The sequence below is a fragment of the Escherichia sp. KTE96 genome (assembly GCF_000408525.1).
Taxonomy (GTDB): domain Bacteria; phylum Pseudomonadota; class Gammaproteobacteria; order Enterobacterales; family Enterobacteriaceae; genus Escherichia; species Escherichia marmotae.
Genome location: NZ_KE137149.1, coordinates 1,058,410 through 1,082,292 on the forward strand (window position 1 = coordinate 1,058,410; position 23,883 = coordinate 1,082,292).

Genomic DNA, 23,883 nt, shown 5'->3' on the forward strand with positions numbered 1-23,883 from the left:
ACATGCCGTGGAGTTATTGTGCAGCAGGAGTATGCTGATATGAAAGTGAATGCTAAGGATAATTTATTCGCTTAATCTATTAATTTGCTGGAAGCATTTAAGGAATGAATATCCTGAATAAACCATCATGATTTTTAGACAGTGGATGTGGAGGAAATATGTTGCCAGGATGCTGCAAAAATGGAATTGTTATCAGTAAAATACCGGTTATGCAAGCAGGGTTAAAAGAGGTCATGAGGACTCACTTCCCTGAATATGAAATAATATCCAGAGCCTCCGCGGAGGATCTTACCTTATTACAATTACGTCGCTCCGGATTAGTCATTGCCGATTTAACCGGCGAAAATGACAATCCACATTCCGTTTGTGAACATTATTATTCATTGATCTCACAATACAGGGAAATTCATTGGGTTTTCATGGTTTCGCGTGCCTGGTACTCTCAGGCGGTAGAACTGCTTATGTGCCCGGCAGCGACGTTACTGTCCGATATCGAACCCATTGAGAATCTGGTTAAGACGGTTCGTTCCGGTAATGCGCATGCAGAGCGTATCAGCGCCATGCTGACCTCCCCGGCAATGACTGAAACTCAGGATTTTAGCTATCGCACCGTCATTCTGACACTTTCAGAGCGCAAGGTACTGCGGTTGTTAGGCAAAGGATGGGGCATCAACCAGATAGCTTCATTGCTTAAGAAAAGCAATAAAACCATCAGCGCACAAAAAAACAGTGCGATGCGTCGGCTGGCAATTCACAGCAACGCTGAGATGTATGCATGGATAAATAGCGCGCAGGGGGCAAGAGAACTTAACTTGCCTTCGGTTTATGGAGATGCCGCAGAATGGAACACAGCCGAATTAAGAAGAGAAATGTCGCACTCATAGAGAAGTGCGTCATGAGTAGTATCGGTATTGAAAGCTTATTCAGAAAGTTTGCGGGTAACCCTTATACACTCCATATCTATAGAAGCCAGGAGGCGTTTCAGGATGCGATGTCGCGGGTCTCATTTGCGGCGGTTATTTTTTCTTTTTCTGCCATGAGAAGTGAGCGCAGAGAGGGATTATCTTATTTGACTGAGCTGGCTATTAAATTTCCGCGTACCCGGCGTTTAGTTATTGCGGATGATGATATTGAAGCACGATTAATCGGATCATTATCGCCATCACCGTTGGACGGTGTATTAAGTAAAGCATCGACGCTGGACATTTTTTATCAGGAGCTGTTTCTGTCATTAAATGGCGTGCGTCAGGCTACCGATCGCCTGAACAATCAGTGGTACATTAATCAAAGCCGGACGCTAAGCCCAACGGAGAGAGAAATATTGCGTTTTATGTCGCGTGGCTACTCAATGACACAAATTGCCGAGCAGCTTAAACGAAATATTAAAACGATCCGCGCGCATAAATTTAATGTGATGTCGAAACTGGGCGTCAGTTCCGATGCTGGGTTGTTGGAGGCTGCAGACATTCTGTTATGTATGCGGGTTTCAGAAACAAGCAATGTGTTGCATTCCTTTTAATACGCTAATGCCGGGTTATCACCCCGGCAGAGTTTTTCATTTCAGCGTACAGTCGCCGCATTGCTGTACATCCGGCAAGCGATAACGTTGGCAGCAGGTACGGCGCACCAACAGGCCGTCGCGCAGCACCACCGTACGCCAAAGAGGATTATCTTCACCCGTGGAGAGTGTTTTCTCAAAAAAGAGAGCACGGCGAAGTGATTCAACTGTCGCATCACCAAGTAACTGCTTCATCTCAGTCAAATACCAGTTGATCAGATAGCCGGTATTACTCCAGATAAGTTTGCCATTGATTTCGCCGGTGGCTTCTAATGCCTGCACAACCGGGGCGATCGCCTGACTGATTAACTTTTCCATTCGCTGCTGTGGCAAATGCGGAGCGTTCTTGTCCTCACACACGTCGATCCAGAAACAGGCGGCACGCCCGGTTTCGTGAAACTCAACGTGAAAATGTTCCGGGGAAAGATCTAACGCTTTTTCCTGTGTTAACAGCGCCAGCATTAATGGCGGCATCATCAGACCGATATACCATTGCGCCCACAGTGAGATCAGCGGCTTATTCTCGCGGAGCATCAATGGTTGATTGCGGTAGATATGATCGGAATAAACAGCCAACAGGGAACGCAGGGCCGTTGGAGAAGACCATTGCGCCAGCGTCAGGGCGCTAAGTGGGGCGGGTTCATCCAGACGGATAAACTCCAGCAAATGTTCACGATGTTCTGCGATCGTCGCACGTACTGTTTCCGCAAGTGTTGGATCTTGCGGCTGGAGATGCGTTCGCCAGATAACATCTTCAAGAAGCGGTGCGGAACGATAGGCCATAATCGTGATAGTAATCTAAATGATAATGATTGCTAATCCTAGCGATAGGTTTAAACGATAGCAAGGGATTTTGCTAGCTTGCAAACGATAAAAATTATCATATGATATTGCTTATCATTATCAATAAAAGAGATGAAACCATGTTGCAACGTACACTGGGCAGTGGTTGGGGAGTGTTGCTGCCGGGATTGCTGATTGCAGGACTGACGTATGTGGATTTATCGCCGGAACTGTGGCGGATTGTCATGCTGATGGGATTATTGGTGACACCGCTGATGCTGTATCACAAACAGTTACGGCATTATGTTTTGTTGCCATCGTGCCTGGCGCTAATTGCGAGCGTCATACTGATGATAACGAGCTGGGATCAAGGATGATAAAACAGGGAAAAAACAAGAAAGGAAGTAAAGATAATTGGTGCGAGGGGGGGGACTTGAACCCCCACGTCCGTAAGGACACTAACACCTGAAGCTAGCGCGTCTACCAATTCCGCCACCTTCGCATACCATCAATTCTTAAAAAAGAATTGCTACCACGGAGGCGCATTCTAGTGGTTTTCAGTTTTTCGTCAATAGTTAATTGTCGCCTGATGTGTGATTGCTGGAAAAATGGCCATCAGTGGATTGTGGATAATTCGTTTGTCGGTCAGATCAGGCGTTCACGTCGCATCCGACATGGCTTGTGGCTGTATATGCCAGATGCGACGCTGACGCGTCTTATCTGGCCTACGGAGGGCTAACGTACAGGTTTTGTTGGTTGGATAAGGCGTTTACGCCGCATCCGACACGGCATGCGGCGACAGGTGCCAGAGACTTAACCTTTCTTCGCCTGGCGGGTCATAATGGCGCGATACACCTTGAAACGCCCGGTTTGTGCGATGACTTCATGGAAGCCAAATGTTTCATCCAGCAGATCCGGATAAGGCAGGAACGCATTCGCTACAATCCGCAACTCGCCGCCGCTATTAAGATGACGTACCGCGCCGCGAATCAACGTTTGCGCAGCATCAAGGCTGGTTTGCATTCCATCGTGGAACGGTGGGTTGGAGATAATCATGTCAAAACGACCTTTCACCTCGGAAAAGACGTTGCTGGCAAAGACTTCACCTTCAACACCGTTAGCGGAAAGTGTCGCGCGACTGGCTTCTACTGCCGGTGCGGAGACATCGCACAAGGTGAGGCGAATTTTCGGTGAATGGTGCGCAAAAGCAACCGAAAGCACGCCTGCACCGCAGCCGACATCCAGCACTTTGCCTTTCGTGTGCGGAGTAAATGTCGAAAGCAGCAACTGGCTACCGACATCCAGGCCGTCACGACTAAACACGCCCGGCAACGTTTTGACCGTCAGGCCATCAACGTTGTATTCGCCCCAGAATTTATCAGCATCAAACTCCGGCTGCTTTTCCAGACGACCAAAATAGAGGCCGCAGCGGCGGGCGCTGTCTACCTTATTCAGTGGTGCGTAGTCCGCCAACATCTGCTCGGCGCTGCGCACACCGCTGCGGTTTTCGCCCACGACGAAAATATCTGTCCCTACCGGCAGCAGTGACAGTAGGTTCATCAGTTGGAATTGCGCTTCTGGTTTGTTCTTCGGCCAGTAGTAGATCAGCGTATCGCAATCTGCGACGTCGTCCGCCGTAGCGATCAGGCTAAAACGGGCGTTATCACCCATCTGGCGACTTAACACCTGCCAATGGTGGAATTGCTGGGTATGAGCACGACTGGCCGCGGTATCTAAACGCGCGGGCAGGTCATCCTGTAAGTCACCGGCAAACAGAATACGGCTTTGTTCGAAATCATCACTGTGGCGCAGCAAGACTTCACTTGCCGGGGTAAATGCAGACATGGAATGCTCCTCAATTGATACTGGCGGCGATTATAGCCATATGTTGGCGCGGTATCGACGAATTTGCTATATTTGCGCCCCTGACAACAGGAGCGATTCGCTATGACATCCCGACGAGACTGGCAGTTACAGCAACTGGGCATTACCCAGTGGTCGCTGCGTCGCCCTGGCGCGTTGCAGGGAGAGGTAGCCATTGCGATCCCGGCACACGTTCGTCTGGTGATGGTGGCAAACGATATTCCCGCCCTGACCGATCCGCTGGTGAGTGACGTTTTGCGCGCATTAACCGTTAGCCCCGAGCAGGTACTGCAATTGACGCCCGAAAGGATCGCGATGCTACCGCAAGGTAGTCGCTGCAACAGTTGGCGGCTGGGCACTGATGAACCGCTGTCACTGGAAGGTGCCCAGATAGCATCCCCGACGCTCACTGAATTACGGGCAAACCCAACGGCACGCGCCGCGTTATGGCAACAAATTTGCACATATGAATACGATTTCTTCCCTCGAAACGACTGATTTACCAGCGGCTTTTAACATTGAACAACGCGCCCACGCCTTTCCGTGGAGCGAAAAAACCTTTGCCAGCAACCAGGGCGAACGCTATCTCAACTTTCAGTTAACGCAAAACGGCAAAATGGCGGCGTTTGCGATTACGCAAGTGGTGCTGGATGAAGCTACATTGTTCAATATTGCTGTCGATCCCGACTATCAGCGTCAGGGATTGGGAAGGGCGCTACTGGAGCATCTGATCGACGAACTGGAAAAACGCGGCGTGGCAACGCTATGGCTGGAGGTCCGCGCCTCAAACGCTGCCGCCATTGCCCTGTATGAAAGTTTAGGTTTTAACGAGGCGACGATTCGCCGCAATTACTACCCCACCACGGACGGTCGCGAAGACGCCATCATCATGGCGTTGCCAATCAGTATGTAAGACAAGGTGGAATAATGAAGTGGGACTGGATTTTCTTTGATGCCGATGAAACGCTGTTTACTTTTGACTCGTTCACCGGCCTGCAGCGGATGTTTCTTGACTACAGCGTCACCTTTACCGCTGAAGATTTTCAGGACTATCAGGCCGTTAACAAGCCACTGTGGGTGGATTATCAAAACGGCGCGATCACTTCATTACAGCTTCAGCACGGGCGTTTTGAAAGCTGGGCCGAACGACTGAACGTCGAGCCAGGTAAACTCAACGAGGCCTTTATAAATGCGATGGCGGAAATCTGCACGCCGCTGCCGGGCGCGGTTTCCCTGCTTAACGCCATTCGCGGCAACGCCAAAATCGGCATCATCACCAACGGCTTTAGCGCCTTGCAGCAGGTGCGTCTGGAACGCACGGGCCTGCGTGATTATTTCGATTTGCTAGTGATTTCCGAAGAAGTTGGTGTCGCCAAGCCGAATAAGAAAATTTTCGATTATGCCCTGGAACAGGCGGGTAATCCTGACCGTTCACGAGTGCTGATGGTCGGTGATACTGCTGAGTCCGATATTCTCGGTGGTATCAATGCCGGGCTTGCGACCTGCTGGCTGAATGCGCACAGCCGTGAGCAACCAGAAGGTATCGCACCCACCTGGACCGTTTCATCGTTGCATGAACTGGAGCAACTCCTGTGTAAACACTGATTGCCTCCCCCCCGTTGATGGGTAAAATAGCCGCAATTTTTCGTTTTCAACAAGCGCGGCGCGATGCCGCTTACTCAAGAAGAAAGAATTATGACGTTGTCTCCTTATTTGCAAGAGGTGGCGAAGCGCCGCACTTTTGCCATTATTTCTCACCCGGACGCAGGTAAGACCACTATTACCGAGAAGGTGTTGCTGTTCGGACAGGCCATTCAGACCGCCGGTACAGTAAAAGGCCGTGGCTCTAACCAGCACGCGAAGTCGGACTGGATGGAGATGGAAAAGCAGCGTGGTATCTCTATTACCACTTCTGTGATGCAGTTCCCTTATAAGGATTGCCTGGTTAACCTGCTCGACACCCCGGGGCACGAAGACTTCTCGGAAGATACCTATCGTACACTGACTGCAGTGGACTGCTGCCTGATGGTGATCGACGCCGCAAAAGGTGTAGAAGATCGTACCCGCAAGCTGATGGAAGTTACCCGTCTGCGCGATACGCCGATCCTCACCTTTATGAACAAACTTGACCGTGATATCCGCGACCCGATGGAATTGCTCGATGAAGTTGAAAACGAGCTGAAAATCGGTTGTGCGCCGATCACCTGGCCGATTGGCTGCGGCAAGCTGTTTAAAGGCGTTTACCATCTTTATAAAGATGAAACGTATCTCTATCAGAGCGGTAAAGGTCACACCATTCAGGAAGTGCGTATTGTTAAAGGGCTGAACAACCCGGATCTCGATGCTGCTGTTGGTGAAGATCTGGCGCAACAACTGCGTGATGAACTGGAACTGGTGAAAGGCGCATCTAACGAGTTCGACAAAGAGCTGTTCCTTGCAGGTGAAATCACCCCAGTATTTTTTGGTACTGCGCTGGGTAACTTCGGCGTGGATCATATGCTGGACGGGCTGGTGGAGTGGGCGCCTGCGCCGATGTCGCGTCAGACAGATACTCGCACTGTAGAGGCGAGCGAAGACAAATTTACCGGCTTCGTATTTAAAATTCAGGCCAACATGGACCCGAAACACCGCGACCGCGTGGCATTTATGCGAGTCGTGTCTGGTAAATATGAAAAAGGCATGAAACTGCGCCAGGTGCGTACCGCGAAAGACGTGGTGATTTCCGACGCATTGACCTTTATGGCGGGCGACCGTTCGCACGTTGAAGAAGCTTATCCGGGCGATATCCTTGGTCTGCACAACCACGGCACTATTCAGATTGGCGACACCTTTACCCAGGGCGAGATGATGAAGTTCACCGGTATTCCGAACTTCGCACCAGAACTGTTCCGCCGTATCCGCCTGAAAGATCCGCTGAAGCAAAAACAACTGCTCAAAGGGCTGGTACAGCTTTCCGAAGAGGGCGCGGTACAGGTGTTCCGTCCGCTCTCCAACAACGACCTGATCGTAGGTGCGGTTGGTGTGCTGCAGTTTGATGTGGTGGTATCGCGCCTGAAGAGCGAATACAACGTTGAAGCCGTGTACGAGTCGGTCAACGTTGCCACCGCCCGTTGGGTAGAATGTGCGGACGCGAAGAAATTCGAAGAGTTCAAGCGTAAGAACGAAAGCCAACTGGCGCTTGATGGCGGCGACAACCTCGCTTACATCGCTACCAGCATGGTGAACTTGCGCTTAGCGCAAGAGCGTTACCCGGATGTTCAGTTCCACCAGACTCGCGAACATTAATTCTTGCCTCAAGGGCGCGGCAACCGCTGCGCCCTGTCACTTTCCCTTCCTTATTAGCCGCTTGCGGAATGTTCTTAAAACATTCGCTTTTGCTTATGTTTGCGCGTTTTTTAGCCGATGCGGCGAGCGGTTTCAAAATTGTGATCTATATTTAACAAAGTGATGACATTTGTGACGGCTTTAAATACCGTTCAATTCGTGGATATCAGTATTTAAAACCGTTAAATGTCATTCGATTGATATTAATAACTGATCCAGAGGCTGTGATGGTCGTTATTCATCACTCATCGCTTTTGTGATGGCGACCATTGACTTCTGTACAGGGTGAAGTCTCTCCCTTTCAGCAATGCAACCTCGTGTTGCCAGGCTCAAATTATGAGCAAACATACAGGAATACATCGATGACTATGACAAAACTGAAGATTTCGAAAACGCTGCTGGCCGTAATGTTGACCTCTGCCGTGGCGACAGGCTCTGCTTTTGCGGAAAACAACGCGCAGACCACCAACGAAACCGCAGGGCAAAAAGTCGATAGCTCTATGAATAAAGTCGGTAATTTCATGGATGACAGCGCCATCACTGCGAAAGTGAAGGCGGCTCTGGTGGATCATGACAACATCAAAAGCACCGATATCTCTGTTAAAACCGATCAAAAAGTCGTGACTCTGAGCGGATTTGTTGAAAGCCAGGCACAGGCTGAAGAGGCCGTGAAAGTGGCTAAAGGGGTTGAGGGTGTGACCTCTGTCAGCGACAAACTGCACGTTCGCGACGCTAAAGAAGGCTCTGTGAAGGGTTACGCAGGTGATACCGCCACCACCAGTGAAATCAAAGCCAAACTGCTGGCAGACGATATCGTCCCTTCCCGTCATGTGAAAGTTGAAACCACCGACGGCGTGGTTCAGCTCTCCGGTACTGTTGATTCTCAGGCACAAAGCGACCGTGCTGAAAGTATCGCTAAAGCGGTAGATGGTGTGAAAAGCGTTAAAAATGATCTGAAAACTAAGTAATTCGTCGTAATTCGTCCTCCCGAACTTTGTCGGGAGGCGCGATGTGCACCACACTAAAAATATCGCATTGAGTGATTTGCACGCTCATATCAAGCGGTGACATTAACTATGGTAAAGGAGACGCTTATGTTTCGTTGGGGCATCATATTTCTGGTTATCGCGTTAATCGCCGCCGCACTTGGGTTTGGTGGTCTGGCCGGTACTGCTGCAGGTGCAGCAAAAATTGTCTTTGTCGTCGGGATTATTCTGTTCCTGGTGAGTTTGTTCATGGGCCGAAAACGACCCTAGATTTCAGACCATTAAGAAAATTTTATACAAAGCCAGTCCAGCGGACTGGCTTTTACGGTTTTAGCGAATAATAAATTGCGTTACTTTGTCAGTCTTTCACATTAAAAAAACAGGAAGGCAGAGGTGGGGCAGCGAATACCTGTAACGCTTGGTAATATTGCGCCGTTGTCGCTAAGGCCGTTCCAGCCCGGGCGTATTGCGCTGGTGTGCGAAGGCGGTGGGCAACGCGGAATCTTCACGGCTGGCGTGCTGGATGAGTTTATGCGCGCGCAGTTTAATCCTTTCGATCTTTATTTTGGCACGTCTGCCGGGGCGCAGAACCTTTCGGCGTATATTTGTAACCAGCCTGGTTACGCCCGCAAAGTCATCATGCGCTATACCACAAAACGCGAATTTTTCGATCCAGTGCGTTTTGTGCGTGGCGGAAATCTTATCGATCTGGACTGGCTGATAGAGGCGACGGCCAGCCAGATGCCGTTGCAGATGGATACCGCCGCGCGGCTGTTTGAGAGCGGCAAATCGTTTTATATGTGTGCCTGTCGTCAGGACGATTACACGCCGAACTACTTTTTGCCGACCAAACAAAACTGGCTGGATTTGATTCGCGCCTCAAGTGCGATTCCTGGTTTTTATCGCACCGGAGTTTCACTTGATGGAATTAACTATTTTGATGGTGGCGTCAGCGATGCGATCCCGGTTAAGGAAGCGGCAAGACAAGGAGCGAAAACGCTGGTGGTGATCCGCACTGTGCCGTCGCAAATGTATTACACACCGCAGTGGTTTAAACGCATGGAACGCTGGCTGGGCGACAGTAGCCTGCAACCGCTGGTGAATTTGGTGCAGCACCATGAAACCAGTTATCGTGACATCCAGCAATTTATTGAAAAACCACCGGGCAAGCTGCGGATATTCGAAATTTATCCGCCGAAGCCGCTGCATAGTATCGCCCTGGGAAGTCGGCTTCCGGCGCTGCGCGATGACTATAAACTCGGGCGTTTATGCGGTCGTTATTTTCTGGCAACCGTCGGTAAAATGCTAACCGAAAAAGCGCCGCTTACCCGCCATCTGGTGCCCGCGGCGACGCCTGAATCGATCGTCATTCCGCCTGCGCCAGTCGCCAACGATACGCTGGTTGCCGGGGTGAGTGACGCGCCGCAGGCGAATGACCCGACATTTAATAATGAGGATCTGGCTTGATTTGCCGTTTTATCGATACCCACTGTCATTTTGATTTTCCGCCGTTTCGTGGCGATGAAGAGTCTAGCCTGCAACGCGCGGCACAAGCGGGTGTAGGCAAGATCATTGTTCCGGCAACCGAGGCGGCAAACTTTGCCCGCGTGTTGGCGCTGGCGGAAAATTATCAACCGCTGTACGCCGCGTTAGGGCTACACCCAGGGATGTTGGATCAACACACCGATGAGTCGCTGGAACAGTTACAGCAGGCGCTGGAAAGACGTCCCGCAAAGGTGGTGGCAGTGGGGGAGATCGGTCTGGATCTCTTTGGCGATGATCCACAATTCGATCACCAACAGTGGTTGCTCGACGAACAACTGAAACTGGCGAAACGCTATGATCTGCCGGTGATCCTCCATTCGCGCCGTACTCATGACAAACTGGCGATGCACCTTAAACGCCACGATTTGCCACGCACTGGCGTAGTCCACGGTTTTTCCGGCAGCCTGCAACAGGCCGAACGGTTTGTACAATTGAACTACAAAATCGGTGTAGGCGGCACCATCACTTATCCACGCGCCAGTAAAACTCGCGATGTAATAGCGAAACTGCCACTGGCGTCGTTGTTACTGGAAACCGACGCGCCGGATATGCCGCTCAACGGTTTTCAGGGGCAGCCCAACCGCCCGGAACAGGCCGCCCGGGTGTTTGCCGTGCTGTGCGAGTTACGTCCGGAAGCAGAAGATGAGATTGCTGAAGCGTTGCGTAATAACACATATGCGATGTTTAACGTGCCGTAGGACGGGTAAGGCGTTCACGCCGTATCTGGCAGTTGGCGCACAATGCCGGATGCGACGCTGACGCGTCTTGTCATGCCTACTGGCCTGTGCCACCGGCATGTCACAAATACAGCGCCGGAAATATCAATCGACTCACCTCACGCTCCTTTAACGCGCCAGCCAACTGCTCAACATCTTCCGGCGTGGCGCTCGGCCAGTTTTGCGCTTCTCCATACACACCGTGCGCATGAAACGCGTTCAGCCGTACAGGAACGTCACCAAGTTGCCTGATAAACGCTGCCAATTCATCAATATGCTGCAAATAATCCACCTGATTGGGGATTACCAGCAAACGCAGTTCCGCCAGCTTACCGCGCTCTGCAAGCAAACAGATGCTGTGCTTAATCTGTTGATTATCGCGTCCGGTTAACTGTTGATGGCAGGCGCTATCCCACGCTTTAAGATCGAGCATCGCGCCGTCGCACACCGGGAGTAATTTTTCCCAGCCGGTTTCGCTCAACATGCCGTTGCTGTCCACCAGACAGGTAAGGTGGTGCAGTTGTGGATCGCTTTTGATGGCAGTAAACAGTGCCACCATAAACGGGAGCTGGGTCGTGGCTTCGCCGCCGCTCACCGTTATCCCTTCGATAAACAGCACCACTTTGCGGATATGACTAAGCACTTCGTCCACACTCATCGATTGTGCCATCGGCGTGGCGTGTTGTGGGCACATCTTCAGGCAGGTATCGCACTGCTCACAGACCGCAACGCTCCACACCACTTTGCTGTCGACAATCTGCAACGCCTGATGTGGACACTGCGGCACGCACTCCCCGCAATCATTACAGCGCCCCATCGTCCACGGATTGTGGCAATTTTTGCAGCGCAGATTACAGCCCTGTAAAAACAGAGCCAGACGACTGCCTGGCCCGTCAACGCAGGAGAAGGGGATGATCTTACTGACTAAAGCGCATCTGCTGTTCATGGCTTATCACGCGCGGTTGGCGTTCCAGAATACGAGTGTTACGTGCAGCTTCTTCGCCCAGCCATGTGGTGTTGGTACGTGAGCCTTCGGCGCGATATTTTTCTAAATCTGACAAACGCACCATATAACCGGTAACACGAACCAAATCGTTACCGCTGACGTTGGCAGTAAATTCGCGCATTCCGGCTTTAAAGGCACCGAGGCAAAGCTGCACCAGTGCCTGCGGATTACGCTTGATGGTTTCGTCGAGCGTCAGAATGTCGCTGATCCCGGAGTAGTAATATGCATGATGTGGAGCGACGGTTTGCAGATGGGTGATCGGATCTGGCTCATCGCCATACGGCAAGCGCGCCCCCGGTGTGGTGCCAACATCAGAACTGATCCCCGACTGTGCGTGTAACATGGCGCGTTTTTGCCAGCCATATTTTACGGGAGTATTGGCGACAAACTCCGCCAGTTGCGCGCTGATGCGATAACCCACTTCATTTGCGGCGGCTTCTTTACCGTAGCGCGCGGCAATCCCTTCTTTCTCGCACAGCAAGTTAACCGCTTCTGCCAGCCCGTACATGCCAAACATCGGCACAAAACGTTCAGGATCAATCAACCCTTCTTTCACCAGGAAGCTATTCTCAAAGAAGTGTGATTGTTGATAGAGGAATTCACACCGCGCATCGATGATGGCGATCTGCTGCTGGCAGTAGTGCGGTAGAGTGCGCGTAAAAAAGTCATCCAGCGACTCACTACGTTCAGCAATGGCCTTCAGGTTAAGGCGCACCAGCGTGCTGCCACCACCGGCCAGCGGCAGTGAGTTGTAGCAGCTCACAATCCCGTAGCCCCCTTTTGTGAAAATTTTATCATGTACCGGACCATTGGCGATGTGCGGTTTGCTACATTCACAGATGTTCTTCGCCACTTCCAGCAGCAGGTCATCAGGAGTGATTTCGGGATCGTAGATAAAGGTCAGATTCGGTGAAACCTGCTTCAACTCGGCATCTGCGCGCAGTATTGCACGAGTGATGGGGGAATCGAACGGGCCGATATTGGCGTGCATAAAGGCGTCTGGCAGGGTTCTGTCGAGATAACGCCAGAAACGTTTTATTCGAATATCAATCTCGTCCTGTGTTAGAATTTTCACATATGGTTGCAACAACGCATCCAATTGCCCAAGGTAGACCGGCATCGATGTGACTGACGGGACATGGTGATAAAGAATGGTCAGCAGGGAGAGCGCATCATCAAGATCTTTGGCGCCTTCCAGCTCCAGCCATTCAGAACCGTTGGCCAGAAAACGGGCGTAATCGGGTAAGACATAGCGCGGTTTGTACGGCGCATGACCTTCAAACATATCGCAGATTATACCTTCATCCAGCGCACGGCAGGCTTCGGCAGGCAGCTCCGGGTAAGGCAGATTGTTTTCTGCTTCCAGCGCCAGAAAATGGCGCTTCTGCTCCGGGCTAAGTACCGGGCTGGTGACAATTTGCTGGCAACGTTGTTGCAGTGCAATTTCATGAGAAGTGGGCATCTTCTTTTCCTTTTATGCCGAAGGTGATGCGCCATTGTAAGAAGTTTCGTGATGTTCACTTTGATCCTGATGCGTTTGCCGCCACTGACGCATTCATTTGAAAGTGAATTATTTGAACCAGGTCGCATTACCGTAATGCAAATTTGTAAGTAGATTTTCTTAATTGTGATGTATATCGAAGTGCGTTGCGAAGTCGATGTTAGAATACTAACAAACTCGCAAGGTGAATTTTATTGGCGACAAGCCAGGAGAATGAAATGACTGATCTGAAAGCAAGCAGCCTGCGTGCACTGAAATTGATGGACCTGACTACCCTGAATGACGACGACACCGACGAGAAAGTGATCGCCCTGTGTCATCAGGCCAAAACTCCGGTCGGCAATACCGCCGCTATCTGTATCTATCCTCGCTTTATCCCAATTGCTCGCAAAACGCTGAAAGAGCAGGGTACCCCGGAAATCCGTATTGCTACGGTAACCAACTTCCCACACGGTAACGACGACATCGAAATCGCACTGGCAGAAACCCGTGCGGCAATTGCTTACGGTGCCGATGAAGTTGACGTGGTGTTCCCGTACCGCGCGCTGATGGCGGGTAACGAGCAGGTTGGTTTTGACCTGGTGAAAGCCTGTAAAGAGGCTTGCGCAGCGGCGAATGTGCTGCTGAAAGTGATCATCGAAACCGGTGAACTGAAAGACGAAGCGCTGATCCGCAAAGCGTCTGAAATCTCCATTAAAGCGGGTGCTGACTTCATCAAAACCTCTACCGGTAAAGTGGCAGTGAACGCGACGCCGGAAAGCGCGCGCATCATGATGGAAGTGATCCGTGATATGGGCGTAGAGAAAACCGTTGGTTTCAAACCGGCGGGCGGCGTGCGTACTGCGGAAGATGCGCAGAAATATCTCGCGATTGCCGATGAACTGTTCGGTGCTGACTGGGCAGATGCGCGTCACTATCGCTTTGGCGCTTCCAGCCTGCTGGCAAGCCTGCTGAAAGCGCTGGGTCACGGCGACGGTAAGAGCGCCAGCAGCTACTAAGCTGCCTTGTGCCAGAGGGTGGATGCCGGATGCCCCTGTAGGCCTGATAAGACGCGTCAGCGTCGCATCAGGCTGTCAGCAGTGATGCCGGATGCGGCGTGAGCGCCTTATCCGGCCTACGGGGCGAGTGCCATGCAGGCTTGATAAGAAGCTGCCAGCATCAGGCAATAACAACATCCGCCATCTGGCAACAACGCCTTCAAACTTATTCCACGGGAGGTTACCTTGTTTCTCGCACAAGAAATTATTCGTAAAAAACGTGATGGTCATGCGCTGAGCGATGAAGAAATTCGTTTCTTTATCAACGGCATTCGCGACAACACTATCTCCGAAGGGCAGATTGCCGCCCTCGCGATGACCATTTTCTTCCACGATATGACAATGCCGGAGCGTGTCTCGCTGACCATGGCGATGCGAGATTCAGGAACCGTTCTCGACTGGAAAAGCCTGCATCTGAATGGCCCGATTGTTGATAAACACTCCACCGGTGGCGTCGGTGATGTCACTTCGCTGATGCTTGGGCCAATGGTCGCTGCCTGCGGCGGCTACATTCCGATGATCTCCGGTCGTGGCCTCGGTCATACTGGCGGCACGCTCGACAAACTGGAGTCAATCCCTGGCTTTGATATCTTCCCGGATGACAACCGTTTCCGCGAAATCATTAAAGATGTTGGCGTAGCAATTATCGGCCAGACCAGCTCACTGGCTCCGGCGGATAAACGTTTCTACGCGACCCGCGACATTACCGCTACTGTTGACTCAATCCCGCTGATCACTGCCTCGATCCTGGCGAAGAAACTGGCGGAAGGTCTGGACGCACTGGTGATGGACGTGAAAGTGGGTAGCGGCGCGTTTATGCCGACCTATGAACTCTCTGAAGCCCTTGCCGAAGCGATTGTTGGCGTGGCAAATGGCGCAGGCGTACGCACCACCGCGCTGCTGACCGACATGAACCAGGTGCTGGCATCCAGCGCTGGTAACGCGGTCGAAGTGCGTGAAGCGGTACAGTTCCTGACAGGTGAATACCGTAACCCGCGACTGTTTGACGTCACAATGGCGCTGTGCGTGGAGATGCTTACCTCCGGCAAACTGGCGAAAGATGATGCCGAAGCGCGCGCGAAATTGCAGGCTGTGCTGGACAACGGTAAAGCGGCAGAAGTCTTCGGACGTATGGTAGCGGCACAAAAAGGCCCGACCGACTTCGTTGAGAACTACGCGAAGTATCTGCCGACAGCGATGCTGACGAAAGCAGTCTATGCTGATACCGAAGGTTTTGTCAGTGAAATGGATACCCGTGCGCTGGGGATGGCAGTGGTTGCGATGGGCGGTGGTCGCCGTCAGGCATCTGACACCATTGATTACAGCGTCGGCTTTACTGATATGGCGCGTCTGGGCGACCAGGTTGACGGTCAGCGCCCACTGGCGGTGATCCACGCGAAAGACGAAACCACCTGGCAGGAAGCGGCGAAAGCGGTGAAAGCGGCAATTAAACTTGCCGATAAAGCCCCGGAAAGCACCCCAACTGTCTATCGTCGTATCAGTGAATAACGGTATACTGATCTGATCATTTAAATTTGAAGCACTGAGTACGGAGAACATATGAAACGTGCATTTATTATGGTGCTGGACTCATTCGGCATCGGCGCTACAGAAGATGCAGAACGCTTTGGTGACGTCGGGGCTGACACCCTGGGTCATATCGCAGAAGCTTGTGCCAAAGGCGAAGCTGACCACGGTCGTAAAGGTCCGCTCAATCTGCCAAATCTGACCCGTCTGGGGCTGGCGAAAGCACACGAAGGTTCTACCGGTTTCATTCCGGCAGGAATGGACGGCAACGCTGAAGTTATTGGCGCGTATGCATGGGCGCACGAAATGTCATCCGGTAAAGATACCCCGTCGGGGCACTGGGAAATCGCCGGTGTACCGGTTCTGTTTGAGTGGGGATACTTCTCCGATCACGAAAACAGCTTCCCGCAAGAACTGCTGGATAAACTGGTTGAACGCGCTAACCTGCCGGGTTACCTCGGTAACTGCCACTCTTCTGGTACGGTCATTCTGGATCAACTGGGCGAAGAGCACATGAAAACCGGCAAGCCGATTTTCTATACCTCCGCTGACTCAGTGTTCCAGATTGCCTGCCACGAAGAAACGTTTGGTCTGGATAAACTCTACGAACTGTGCGAAATCGCCCGTGAAGAGCTGACCAACGGCGGCTACAACATCGGTCGCGTTATTGCCCGTCCGTTTATCGGTGACAAAGCCGGTAACTTCCAGCGTACTGGCAACCGCCACGACCTGGCAGTTGAACCGCCAGCACCGACCGTGCTGCAAAAACTGGTTGATGAAAAACACGGCCAGGTTGTTTCTGTGGGTAAAATTGCTGACATCTACGCTAACTGCGGTATCACCAAGAAAGTGAAAGCGACCGGCCTGGATGCGCTGTTTGACGCCACCATCAAAGAGATGAAGGAAGCGGGTGATAACACCATCGTCTTCACCAACTTTGTTGACTTTGACTCTTCCTGGGGCCACCGTCGCGACGTCGCAGGCTATGCCGCGGGTCTGGAACTGTTCGACCGCCGTCTGCCGGAACTGATGTCTCTGCTGCGCGACGACGACATCCTGATCCTCACCGCCGACCACGGTTGTGACCCGACCTGGACTGGTACTGACCACACGCGTGAACACATTCCGGTACTGGTTTACGGCCCGAAAGTGAAACCGGGTTCGCTGGGGCACCGCGAAACCTTCGCAGATATCGGTCAGACTCTGGCAAAATATTTTGGTACTTCTGATATGGAATATGGCAAAGCCATGTTCTGATGGATTTGGGCGGAGCAGCGGCTCCGCCCTTGATATTGTCACAAAAAGGATAAAACAATGGCTACCCCACACATTAATGCAGAAATGGGCGATTTCGCTGACGTAGTTTTGATGCCAGGCGACCCACTGCGTGCGAAGTATATTGCTGAAAATTTCCTTGAAGATGTCCGTGAAGTGAACAACGTTCGCGGCATGCTGGGCTTCACCGGTACTTACAAAGGCCGCAAAATTTCCGTAATGGGTCATGGTATGGGTATCCCGTCCTGCTCCATCTACACCAAAGAACTGATCACCGATTTCGGCGTGAAGAAAATTATCCGCGTAGGTTCCTGTGGTGCAGTTCTGCCGCACGTAAAACTGCGTGATGTAGTTATCGGTATGGGTGCCTGCACCGATTCCAAAGTTAACCGCATCCGTTTTAAAGACCATGATTTTGCAGCTATCGCTGATTTCGACATGGTGCGTAACGCAGTAGACGCAGCTAAAGCACTGGGCGTTGATGCACGTGTTGGTAACCTGTTCTCCGCTGACCTGTTCTACTCTCCGGACGGCGAAATGTTCGATGTGATGGAAAAATACGGCATCCTCGGCGTGGAAATGGAAGCGGCAGGTATCTACGGTGTGGCTGCAGAATTTGGTGCGAAAGCACTGGCTATCTGCACCGTGTCTGACCACATCCGCACTCACGAGCAGACCACTGCCGAAGAGCGTCAGACCACCTTCAACGACATGATCAAAATCGCACTGGAATCTGTTCTTCTGGGCGATAAAGAGTAATTGTGTTTCGCCTGAAAGGCGATTGTCATGTTAAGCCGGAACGGGAGACCGCTCCGGTTTTTTAGTATCTATTCATCAATAGCAACTGATTTATAGATTTACTATTATTTTTCATATGGATAGAAAATAAAATCCATTCAAGTATCTATTCACGAATCTATTCATTTATGTTCAGCCGTCATCCAGGAAGGGCATATCAGCAACTCTGGTGGACAACCATAAATTCCTGCCATTTTGCTTTTGATGTTTGAACTAAGCCGTTCCGTCTTTTCGATCTGTTTTAGAGAATTAATGGAGATACCTAACATTTTACTTACTTCAGCAAGTGATAGTTTATGCCTGATACGCACGGCGGTTAGCCAGGATATACCCTGGCTGAACATTAAATTGATAATCTCCCGTTCCTGGTTTTCCAGATCGATCATATTTCCTTCCCTGGATATTTTAATCAGCGAGTTACCTTACCGCCCCTGCCATCCACGCTGACAACTCCCGTAGCTCTTTTTCCTGTTCCGGGAAGTCAACCAGCAGCGCTTCGCACTCCTGTTGCAGCATATCCGCGCGGTACAGACAGCCTTGCAGTCGCCCGGCGAGGGCTTCCAGCGGCGCGGGGTTGAGGCTGTCGGTAAACACCTGGGCGCGGGTGATATGGCCTTTTTCAACGTCGAAATGCAGTTCCACGCCGCCCCAGGTAAAGCGTTCATCCAGCAGATGCGAGAATGCCGGAGCCTGACCGAAGTTCCACTCCCAGCTACTCTGGCGGGCAAAGGTTTCGATGAAGTTTGGCAAGTCTGGCGTTTTGTCCGGGGAGATGATTTCCGCTGCTACGCGCTCGCCATAATGGGCGAAAAAGGCCTCGGTTATGGCCTCGCAAACATGCTCATGGGTAATTCCCGGTAGCAATTCGGTCAGATTGGTCACGCGGGAACGTACCGATGTGATGCCTTTCGCCGCCAGTTTCTTTTTATCCGGGTTGAGGTAGTTTGCCAGGCGACTCAGGTCGGCATTGAGCAGCAAAGTGCCGTGGTGGAAGCCGCGATCTTTGGTTTCGCGATAGGCCGAGCCAGAGACTTTACGGTCTCCCTCGGTTGTTTTCACCACCAGATCGTTACGTCCGGAGGCTTCGGCGCTGACGCCGAGCGCGTTCAGTGCATTGAGTACAATTGACGTAGAGATGGTTTTATCGTACTCCGGCTTGCCAGCCATAAAGGTAAAGCAGGTATTACCGAGATCGTGGAACACCGCGCCGCCGCCACTACTGCGCCGCGCCAGGCGGACATTATCTTCTTCCATCCGCCGGGTATTACACTCTTTCCACGGGTTTTGTGCGCGGCCAATCACTACCGTGTCGGCGTTACGCCAGAGAAACAGAACGCGCTGCGTGGCGGGCATCTGGCGAAAAATACACTCTTCCACCGCCAGGTTAAACCACGGGTCGTAAGAGTCAGAGATAAGCAGGCGTAATGTATTCATAACGATTTCCTTTCTTGTTGTAATGGGTCACTCTTTTTTCTCGCCTTCTTCCTCTTCCGGCACCGGTTTGCTGGCGGTTAGCAGGAAGGGCGATTGTTGCCAGCGGGTGCGTTTACCCTGTAATAGCGTGCGGGTCAGCACCACGCCGATTGCCAGCGAGAGCAGCAGCATCAGGCGTAAAATGTTGGTGGTGTTATCCACCTGTTTGGCTTCGGTGGCGAGTGTGTGGGTGTCGAGCGTCAGGCGCAGATAGCCGAGCGGACCATTTTTCCCCGCAATGGGTTCGACAATTTGCTGGTTAAAATAGCCACCTGCTTTTTTACCGTCGAGTGCCAGACGGTCGCGTACTTCTACGCTTTCGCCTGCGCGGGCAATAAGATCGCCTTGTTCGTCATATACGCCTGCGTCAAGGATGCGGCTTTCATCTGTTAACTGGTTGAGTATTGACTGAATGCGCTTTTCATCCGGCGAGTCGGTACGCATCAGCGGCGCAACGTTCAGCGTCACCTGACGTGCCAGGGTGCGGGCCAGCTCTTCAAGCTGCGGATTACGCTGGCGCTGGTGGTTTTGACTGAACCAGGAAGCACCTTGCATCAACGCGACCAACAAAGCGAGACAGAACAGGACAATCACTGCCCGATGCAGCCGGAATTTTAGTTTTGTGCGAGCCATATTCCACCCGTTGAAAATTTGAGACTTAATGTTGCCAGAAGCAATGGATACAAGGTAGCCTCATGCGTTATTTTCCCTGCTTCGAACGATTTTACAGGAGCCTTAATGCCTAACATTACCTGGTGCGACCTGCCTGAAGATGTCTCTTTATGGCCAGGTCTGCCTCTTTCATTAAGTGGTGATGAAGTGATGCCACTGGATTACCACGCAGGTCGTAGCGGCTGGCTGCTGTATGGTCGTGGGCTGGATAAACAACGACTGACCCAGTATCAGAGCAAACTGGGCGCGGCGATGGTGATTGTTGCCGCCTGGTGCGTGGAAGATTATCAGGTGATTCGTCTGGCAGGTTCGCTCACCGCGCGTGCTACGCGCCTGGCCCATGAAGCACAACTGGATGTCGCGCCACTGGGGAAAATTCCACATTTGCGTACGCCGGGGCTGCTGGTAATGGACATGGACTCTACAGCCATCCAGATTGAATGTATTGATGAGATCGCCAAACTGGCCGGGACAGGTGAGATGGTGGCGGAAGTGACCGAACGGGCGATGCGCGGAGAACTCGATTTTACCGCCAGCCTGCGTAGCCGCGTGGCGACGCTGAAAGGCGCTGATGCGAACATTTTGCTTCAGGTACGGGAAAATCTGCCGTTGATGCCAGGCTTAACGCAACTGGTGCTGAAGCTGGAAACGCTGGGCTGGAAAGTGGCAATTGCCTCCGGTGGCTTTACCTTCTTTGCCGAATATCTGCGTGACAAACTGCGACTCACTGCCGTGGTAGCCAATGAACTGGAGATCATGGACGGTAAATTTACCGGCAATGTGATCGGTGACATCGTCGATGCACAGTACAAAGCGAAAACCCTGACCCGTCTGGCGCAGGAGTATGAAATCCCACTGGCGCAGACCGTGGCGATTGGCGATGGTGCCAACGACCTGCCGATGATCAAAGCGGCAGGGCTGGGGATTGCCTACCATGCCAAACCAAAAGTGAATGAAAAGACGGAAGTCACCATCCGTCACGCTGATCTGATGGGAGTGTTCTGCATCCTCTCTGGCAGCCTGAATCAGAAGTAATTGCCCGCCCGTCATCCTGCGGGCGGCACAGCATTAACGAGGTACACCGTGGCAAAAGCTCCAAAACGCGCCTTTGTTTGTAATGAATGCGGGGCCGATTATCCGCGCTGGCAGGGGCAGTGCAGTGCCTGTCATGCCTGGAACACCATCACCGAGGTGCGTCTTGCTGCGTCGCCAACGGTGGCGCGTAACGAGCGTCTCAGTGGCTATGCCGGTAGCGCCGGGGTGGCAAAAGTCCAGAAACTCTCCGATATCAGCCTTGAAGAGCTGCCGCGTTTTTCAACCGGATTTAAAGAGTTTGACCGCGTATTAGGCGGCGGCGTGGTGCCGGGAAGCGCCATTCTGATTGGCGGTAACCCAGGTGCCGGGAAATCCACGCTGTTGCTGCAAACGCTGTGCAAACTGGCCCAGCAGATGAAAACGCTGTATGTCACCGGCGAAGAGTCGCTGCAACAGGTGGCAATGCGCGCTCATCGCCTTGGCCTGCCGACTGACAATCTCAATATGTTGTCGGAAACCAGCATCGAGCAGATCTGCCTGATTGCCGAAGAAGAGCAACCGAAGCTGATGGTAATTGACTCCATCCAGGTGATGCATATGGCGGATGTACAGTCATCGCCTGGCAGCGTGGCGCAGGTGCGTGAAACGGCAGCTTACCTGACGCGCTTCGCCAAAACGCGCGGGGTGGCAATCGTCATGGTTGGTCACGTAACCAAAGATGGTTCGCTGGCTGGCCCTAAAGTGCTGGAACACTGTATTGACTGTTCGGTGCTGCTGGACGGCGATGCTGATTCCCGTTTTCGCACCTTACGCAGCCATAAAAACCGCTTTGGCGCGGTAAATGAGCTGGGCGTATTCGCGATGACTGAACAGGGGCTACGCGAAGTCAGCAACCCTTCAGCAATCTTCTTAAGTCGTGGCGATGAAGTGACGTCCGGCAGTTCAGTGATGGTTGTGTGGGAAGGAACGCGTCCGCTGCTGGTGGAGATTCAGGCGCTGGTCGATCACTCGATGATGGCGAATCCACGCCGCGTGGCGGTGGGGCTGGAACAAAACCGTCTGGCAATCCTGCTGGCGGTGCTGCACCGTCACGGTGGTCTGCAAATGGCCGATCAGGATGTGTTTGTAAACGTGGTCGGCGGCGTGAAGGTGACTGAAACCAGCGCCGACTTAGCGTTACTGCTGGCGATGGTTTCCAGCCTGCGTGACAGACCGCTGCCGCAGGATCTGGTTGTGTTTGGTGAAGTTGGGCTGGCAGGAGAGATCCGCCCGGTGCCCAGCGGTCAGGAGCGAATTTCAGAAGCGGCGAAACACGGCTTTCGGCGGGCGATTGTACCGGCGGCCAACGTACCGAAAAAAGTGCCGGAAGGGATGCAGATTTTTGGCGTTAAAAAACTCTCCGACGCGCTTAGCGTGTTCGACGACTTATAATGAGAGATACGGAGGGAGATATGTCGTCATTTGATTACCTGAAAACTGCCATCAAGCAACAGGGCTGCACGCTACAGCAGGTGGCTGATGCCAGCGGTATGACCAAAGGGTATTTAAGCCAGTTACTGAATGCCAAAATTAAAAGCCCCAGCGCGCAAAAGCTGGAGGCGTTGCACCGTTTCCTCGGGCTGGAATTTCCCCGGCAGAAGAAAACCATCGGTGTCGTATTCGGTAAATTTTATCCGCTACATACCGGACATATCTATCTTATCCAGCGTGCCTGTAGTCAGGTTGATGAGCTGCATATCATTATGGGGTTTGACGACACCCGTGACCGCGCGTTGTTTGAAGATAGCGCCATGTCGCAGCAACCAACGGTGCCGGATCGTCTGCGCTGGTTATTGCAGACTTTTAAATATCAGAAAAATATCCGCATTCATTCCTTCAATGAAGAGGGCATGGAACCGTATCCGCACGGATGGGATGTGTGGAGCAACGGCATCAAAAAGTTTATGGCCGAAAAGGGCATTCAGCCGGATCTGATCTACACCTCGGAAGAAGCCGACGCGCCGCAGTATATGGAACATCTGGGGATCGAAACGGTGCTGATCGATCCGAAACGCACCTTTATGAGTATCAGTGGTGCGCAGATCCGCGAAAACCCGTTCCGCTACTGGGAATATATTCCTACCGAAGTGAAGCCGTTCTTTGTGCGTACTGTAGCGATCCTCGGTGGCGAGTCGAGCGGTAAATCCACTCTGGTAAATAAACTCGCTAACATTTTCAACACCACCAGTGCGTGGGAGTTTGGTCGTGATTATGTTTTTTCGCATCTTGGCGGTGACGAGATTGCGTTACAGTATTCTGACTACGATAAAATCGCGCTGGGACACGCACAATATATTGATTTTGCAGTAAAATACGCCAATAAAGTGGCGTTTATCGACACCGATTTTGTCACTACTCAGGCGTTCTGCAAAAAGTACGAAGGGCGTGAGCATCCGTTCGTGCAGGCGCTGATTGATGAATACCGTTTTGATCTGGTGATCCTGCTTGAGAATAACACCCCGTGGGTGGCGGATGGTTTACGTAGCCTTGGCAGTTCGGTGGATCGCAAAGAGTTCCAGAACCTGCTGGTGGAGATGCTCGAAGAGAACAATATCGAATTCGTGCGGGTCGAAGAGGACGATTACGACAGCCGTTTCCTGCGCTGTGTGGAGCTGGTGCGGGAGATGATGGGGGAGCAGGGATAAGACCCAATGCCTGATGAGACGCTTACCGCGTCTTATCAGGCCTGGAGTTTCACAACGTATTGAAATAGCTGTGTTTGTAGGCCGGATAAGGCGTTCACGC

General features: G+C 52.1%; 25 protein-coding genes and 1 tRNA gene. 18 read left to right on the forward strand and 8 right to left on the reverse strand.

The genetic code is table 11. The annotated features are described in order from the left end of the window. Positions 1-158: 158 nt before the first annotated feature. Positions 159-884 (forward strand): helix-turn-helix domain-containing protein, encoded by a 726-nt coding sequence (locus tag A1WG_RS09380; protein WP_000936620.1) that lies wholly within the window; start codon positions 159-161, stop codon positions 882-884. Next, positions 842-1,519, forward strand: a complete 678-nt coding sequence (bglJ, locus tag A1WG_RS09375) for a DNA-binding transcriptional activator BglJ (RefSeq protein WP_001517702.1) — start codon at positions 842-844, stop codon at positions 1,517-1,519. Before A1WG_RS09380 ends, bglJ begins: the two co-directional genes overlap by 43 nt. A gap of 36 nt (positions 1,520-1,555) precedes the next feature. Here bglJ and fhuF read toward each other — a convergent pair whose 3' ends face one another. Next, a complete protein-coding gene (gene fhuF, locus A1WG_RS09370; RefSeq protein WP_000331548.1) occupies positions 1,556-2,341 on the reverse strand; it encodes a siderophore-iron reductase FhuF in 786 nt (261 codons plus the stop codon). A 140-nt stretch (positions 2,342-2,481) separates the two neighbouring features. Between fhuF and A1WG_RS09365 the strand changes: the two genes are divergently transcribed. Beyond that, positions 2,482-2,718 (forward strand): DUF1435 domain-containing protein, encoded by a 237-nt coding sequence (locus A1WG_RS09365; protein ID WP_001468488.1) that lies wholly within the window; start codon positions 2,482-2,484, stop codon positions 2,716-2,718. A 38-nt stretch (positions 2,719-2,756) separates the two neighbouring features. On the opposite strand, the gene A1WG_RS09360 is transcribed toward A1WG_RS09365, so the two are convergent. Beyond that, positions 2,757-2,843: transfer RNA gene (locus A1WG_RS09360), tRNA-Leu, on the reverse strand. A 311-nt stretch (positions 2,844-3,154) separates the two neighbouring features. After that, positions 3,155-4,186: a 16S rRNA (guanine(1207)-N(2))-methyltransferase RsmC gene (gene rsmC / locus A1WG_RS09355; RefSeq protein WP_001272304.1), complete on the reverse strand. Its 1,032-nt coding sequence runs from the start codon at positions 4,184-4,186 to the stop codon at positions 3,155-3,157. Positions 4,187-4,288: 102 nt separating this feature from the next. On the opposite strand from rsmC, the gene holD reads away from it, so the two are divergent. The 8 genes from holD (at position 4,289) to A1WG_RS09315 (ending at position 10,757) form a co-directional block, all read left to right on the forward strand. Then, complete coding sequence (holD, locus tag A1WG_RS09350) at positions 4,289-4,702, forward strand: DNA polymerase III subunit psi (RefSeq protein ID WP_001517703.1); 414 nt, start codon at positions 4,289-4,291, stop codon at positions 4,700-4,702. Beyond that, a complete protein-coding gene (rimI, locus tag A1WG_RS09345) occupies positions 4,671-5,117 on the forward strand; it encodes a ribosomal protein S18-alanine N-acetyltransferase (protein WP_001092453.1) in 447 nt (148 codons plus the stop codon). Before holD ends, rimI begins: the two co-directional genes overlap by 32 nt. A 14-nt stretch (positions 5,118-5,131) precedes the next feature. Then, a complete protein-coding gene (gene yjjG, locus A1WG_RS09340) occupies positions 5,132-5,809 on the forward strand; it encodes a pyrimidine 5'-nucleotidase (RefSeq protein ID WP_001517704.1) in 678 nt (225 codons plus the stop codon). Positions 5,810-5,899: 90 nt separating this feature from the next. Beyond that, positions 5,900-7,489 (forward strand): peptide chain release factor 3, encoded by a 1,590-nt coding sequence (gene prfC / locus A1WG_RS09335; RefSeq protein ID WP_000175960.1) that lies wholly within the window; start codon positions 5,900-5,902, stop codon positions 7,487-7,489. Positions 7,490-7,890: 401 nt separating this feature from the next. Beyond that, on the forward strand, positions 7,891-8,496 hold the full coding sequence (gene osmY / locus A1WG_RS09330) for a molecular chaperone OsmY (RefSeq protein WP_000178899.1): 606 nt from the start codon (positions 7,891-7,893) through the stop codon (positions 8,494-8,496). A gap of 126 nt (positions 8,497-8,622) precedes the next feature. Beyond that, positions 8,623-8,784 carry a DUF1328 domain-containing protein gene (locus A1WG_RS09325; protein WP_000490275.1) on the forward strand — a complete coding sequence of 54 codons (162 nt, stop codon included), beginning with the start codon at positions 8,623-8,625 and terminating at the stop codon, positions 8,782-8,784. Between the two features lie 123 nt (positions 8,785-8,907). Next, positions 8,908-9,981, forward strand: coding sequence for a patatin-like phospholipase family protein (locus A1WG_RS09320; protein ID WP_000531526.1), 1,074 nt, complete (start codon positions 8,908-8,910; stop codon positions 9,979-9,981). After that, positions 9,978-10,757 carry a metal-dependent hydrolase gene (locus A1WG_RS09315; protein ID WP_000563020.1) on the forward strand — a complete coding sequence of 260 codons (780 nt, stop codon included), beginning with the start codon at positions 9,978-9,980 and terminating at the stop codon, positions 10,755-10,757. Before A1WG_RS09320 ends, A1WG_RS09315 begins: the two co-directional genes overlap by 4 nt. 100 nt (positions 10,758-10,857) lie before the next feature. On the opposite strand, the gene A1WG_RS09310 is transcribed toward A1WG_RS09315, so the two are convergent. Further along, the gene (locus A1WG_RS09310) at positions 10,858-11,721 is read right to left on the reverse strand and encodes a YjjW family glycine radical enzyme activase (protein WP_001517705.1); all 864 of its coding nucleotides are present in this window, start codon (positions 11,719-11,721) and stop codon (positions 10,858-10,860) included. Beyond that, entirely contained in the window at positions 11,693-13,243 is a 1,551-nt protein-coding gene (locus tag A1WG_RS09305) for a YjjI family glycine radical enzyme (protein ID WP_001517706.1), read from the reverse strand. Before A1WG_RS09305 ends, A1WG_RS09310 begins: the two co-directional genes overlap by 29 nt. Before the next feature lie 257 nt (positions 13,244-13,500). Here A1WG_RS09305 and deoC point away from each other — a divergent pair, with 257 nt between their 5' ends. From deoC to deoD, 4 genes are all read left to right on the forward strand, one after another. After that, positions 13,501-14,280 (forward strand): deoxyribose-phosphate aldolase, encoded by a 780-nt coding sequence (deoC, locus tag A1WG_RS09300; protein WP_001295412.1) that lies wholly within the window; start codon positions 13,501-13,503, stop codon positions 14,278-14,280. A gap of 225 nt (positions 14,281-14,505) precedes the next feature. After that, entirely contained in the window at positions 14,506-15,828 is a 1,323-nt protein-coding gene (deoA, locus tag A1WG_RS09295) for a thymidine phosphorylase (RefSeq protein ID WP_000477830.1), read from the forward strand. 51 nt (positions 15,829-15,879) lie between these two features. Beyond that, complete coding sequence (gene deoB, locus A1WG_RS09290; protein WP_000816460.1) at positions 15,880-17,103, forward strand: phosphopentomutase; 1,224 nt, start codon at positions 15,880-15,882, stop codon at positions 17,101-17,103. Positions 17,104-17,160: 57 nt separating this feature from the next. Next, complete coding sequence (gene deoD, locus A1WG_RS09285) at positions 17,161-17,880, forward strand: purine-nucleoside phosphorylase (RefSeq protein WP_000224873.1); 720 nt, start codon at positions 17,161-17,163, stop codon at positions 17,878-17,880. A gap of 161 nt (positions 17,881-18,041) precedes the next feature. Here the strand turns inward: deoD and A1WG_RS09280 are convergent, their stop codons facing one another. The 3 genes from A1WG_RS09280 to A1WG_RS24575 are packed head-to-tail and all read right to left on the reverse strand — an operon-like array spanning position 18,042 to position 20,025. Beyond that, a complete protein-coding gene (locus tag A1WG_RS09280; protein ID WP_000566145.1) occupies positions 18,042-18,305 on the reverse strand; it encodes a helix-turn-helix domain-containing protein in 264 nt (87 codons plus the stop codon). A 31-nt stretch (positions 18,306-18,336) separates the two neighbouring features. Further along, positions 18,337-19,353: a lipoate--protein ligase gene (gene lplA / locus A1WG_RS24570; RefSeq protein WP_001094692.1), complete on the reverse strand. Its 1,017-nt coding sequence runs from the start codon at positions 19,351-19,353 to the stop codon at positions 18,337-18,339. A 27-nt stretch (positions 19,354-19,380) separates the two neighbouring features. After that, positions 19,381-20,025, reverse strand: a complete 645-nt coding sequence (locus A1WG_RS24575) for a YtjB family periplasmic protein (RefSeq protein ID WP_000124620.1) — start codon at positions 20,023-20,025, stop codon at positions 19,381-19,383. Between the two features lie 105 nt (positions 20,026-20,130). Here A1WG_RS24575 and serB point away from each other — a divergent pair, with 105 nt between their 5' ends. The 3 genes from serB to nadR are packed head-to-tail and all read left to right on the forward strand — an operon-like array spanning position 20,131 to position 23,783. Continuing rightward, the gene (gene serB / locus A1WG_RS09265) at positions 20,131-21,099 is read left to right on the forward strand and encodes a phosphoserine phosphatase (RefSeq protein ID WP_001132950.1); all 969 of its coding nucleotides are present in this window, start codon (positions 20,131-20,133) and stop codon (positions 21,097-21,099) included. Between the two features lie 48 nt (positions 21,100-21,147). Next, a complete protein-coding gene (gene radA, locus A1WG_RS09260; protein WP_001029699.1) occupies positions 21,148-22,530 on the forward strand; it encodes a DNA repair protein RadA in 1,383 nt (460 codons plus the stop codon). A gap of 20 nt (positions 22,531-22,550) precedes the next feature. After that, positions 22,551-23,783, forward strand: a complete 1,233-nt coding sequence (nadR, locus tag A1WG_RS09255; RefSeq protein ID WP_000093824.1) for a multifunctional transcriptional regulator/nicotinamide-nucleotide adenylyltransferase/ribosylnicotinamide kinase NadR — start codon at positions 22,551-22,553, stop codon at positions 23,781-23,783. The last annotated feature ends 100 nt before the right edge of the window (positions 23,784-23,883 follow it).

What these genes read in the sequence shown, in the direction of transcription:
- A1WG_RS09380 (WP_000936620.1), top strand. Translation starts at nt 159, where the DNA reads ATGTTGCCAGGATGCTGCAAAAATGGAATTGTTATCAGTAAAATACCG.
- bglJ (WP_001517702.1), top strand. Translation starts at nt 842, where the DNA reads ATGGAACACAGCCGAATTAAGAAGAGAAATGTCGCACTCATAGAGAAG.
- fhuF (WP_000331548.1), bottom strand. Translation starts at nt 2,341, where the DNA reads ATGGCCTATCGTTCCGCACCGCTTCTTGAAGATGTTATCTGGCGAACG.
- A1WG_RS09365 (WP_001468488.1), top strand. Translation starts at nt 2,482, where the DNA reads ATGTTGCAACGTACACTGGGCAGTGGTTGGGGAGTGTTGCTGCCGGGA.
- rsmC (WP_001272304.1), bottom strand. Translation starts at nt 4,186, where the DNA reads ATGTCTGCATTTACCCCGGCAAGTGAAGTCTTGCTGCGCCACAGTGAT.
- holD (WP_001517703.1), top strand. Translation starts at nt 4,289, where the DNA reads ATGACATCCCGACGAGACTGGCAGTTACAGCAACTGGGCATTACCCAG.
- rimI (WP_001092453.1), top strand. Translation starts at nt 4,671, where the DNA reads ATGAATACGATTTCTTCCCTCGAAACGACTGATTTACCAGCGGCTTTT.
- yjjG (WP_001517704.1), top strand. Translation starts at nt 5,132, where the DNA reads ATGAAGTGGGACTGGATTTTCTTTGATGCCGATGAAACGCTGTTTACT.
- prfC (WP_000175960.1), top strand. Translation starts at nt 5,900, where the DNA reads ATGACGTTGTCTCCTTATTTGCAAGAGGTGGCGAAGCGCCGCACTTTT.
- osmY (WP_000178899.1), top strand. Translation starts at nt 7,891, where the DNA reads ATGACTATGACAAAACTGAAGATTTCGAAAACGCTGCTGGCCGTAATG.
- A1WG_RS09325 (WP_000490275.1), top strand. Translation starts at nt 8,623, where the DNA reads ATGTTTCGTTGGGGCATCATATTTCTGGTTATCGCGTTAATCGCCGCC.
- A1WG_RS09310 (WP_001517705.1), bottom strand. Translation starts at nt 11,721, where the DNA reads ATGAACAGCAGATGCGCTTTAGTCAGTAAGATCATCCCCTTCTCCTGC.
- A1WG_RS09305 (WP_001517706.1), bottom strand. Translation starts at nt 13,243, where the DNA reads ATGCCCACTTCTCATGAAATTGCACTGCAACAACGTTGCCAGCAAATT.
- deoC (WP_001295412.1), top strand. Translation starts at nt 13,501, where the DNA reads ATGACTGATCTGAAAGCAAGCAGCCTGCGTGCACTGAAATTGATGGAC.
- deoB (WP_000816460.1), top strand. Translation starts at nt 15,880, where the DNA reads ATGAAACGTGCATTTATTATGGTGCTGGACTCATTCGGCATCGGCGCT.
- deoD (WP_000224873.1), top strand. Translation starts at nt 17,161, where the DNA reads ATGGCTACCCCACACATTAATGCAGAAATGGGCGATTTCGCTGACGTA.
- A1WG_RS09280 (WP_000566145.1), bottom strand. Translation starts at nt 18,305, where the DNA reads ATGATCGATCTGGAAAACCAGGAACGGGAGATTATCAATTTAATGTTC.
- lplA (WP_001094692.1), bottom strand. Translation starts at nt 19,353, where the DNA reads ATGAATACATTACGCCTGCTTATCTCTGACTCTTACGACCCGTGGTTT.
- A1WG_RS24575 (WP_000124620.1), bottom strand. Translation starts at nt 20,025, where the DNA reads ATGGCTCGCACAAAACTAAAATTCCGGCTGCATCGGGCAGTGATTGTC.
- serB (WP_001132950.1), top strand. Translation starts at nt 20,131, where the DNA reads ATGCCTAACATTACCTGGTGCGACCTGCCTGAAGATGTCTCTTTATGG.
- nadR (WP_000093824.1), top strand. Translation starts at nt 22,551, where the DNA reads ATGTCGTCATTTGATTACCTGAAAACTGCCATCAAGCAACAGGGCTGC.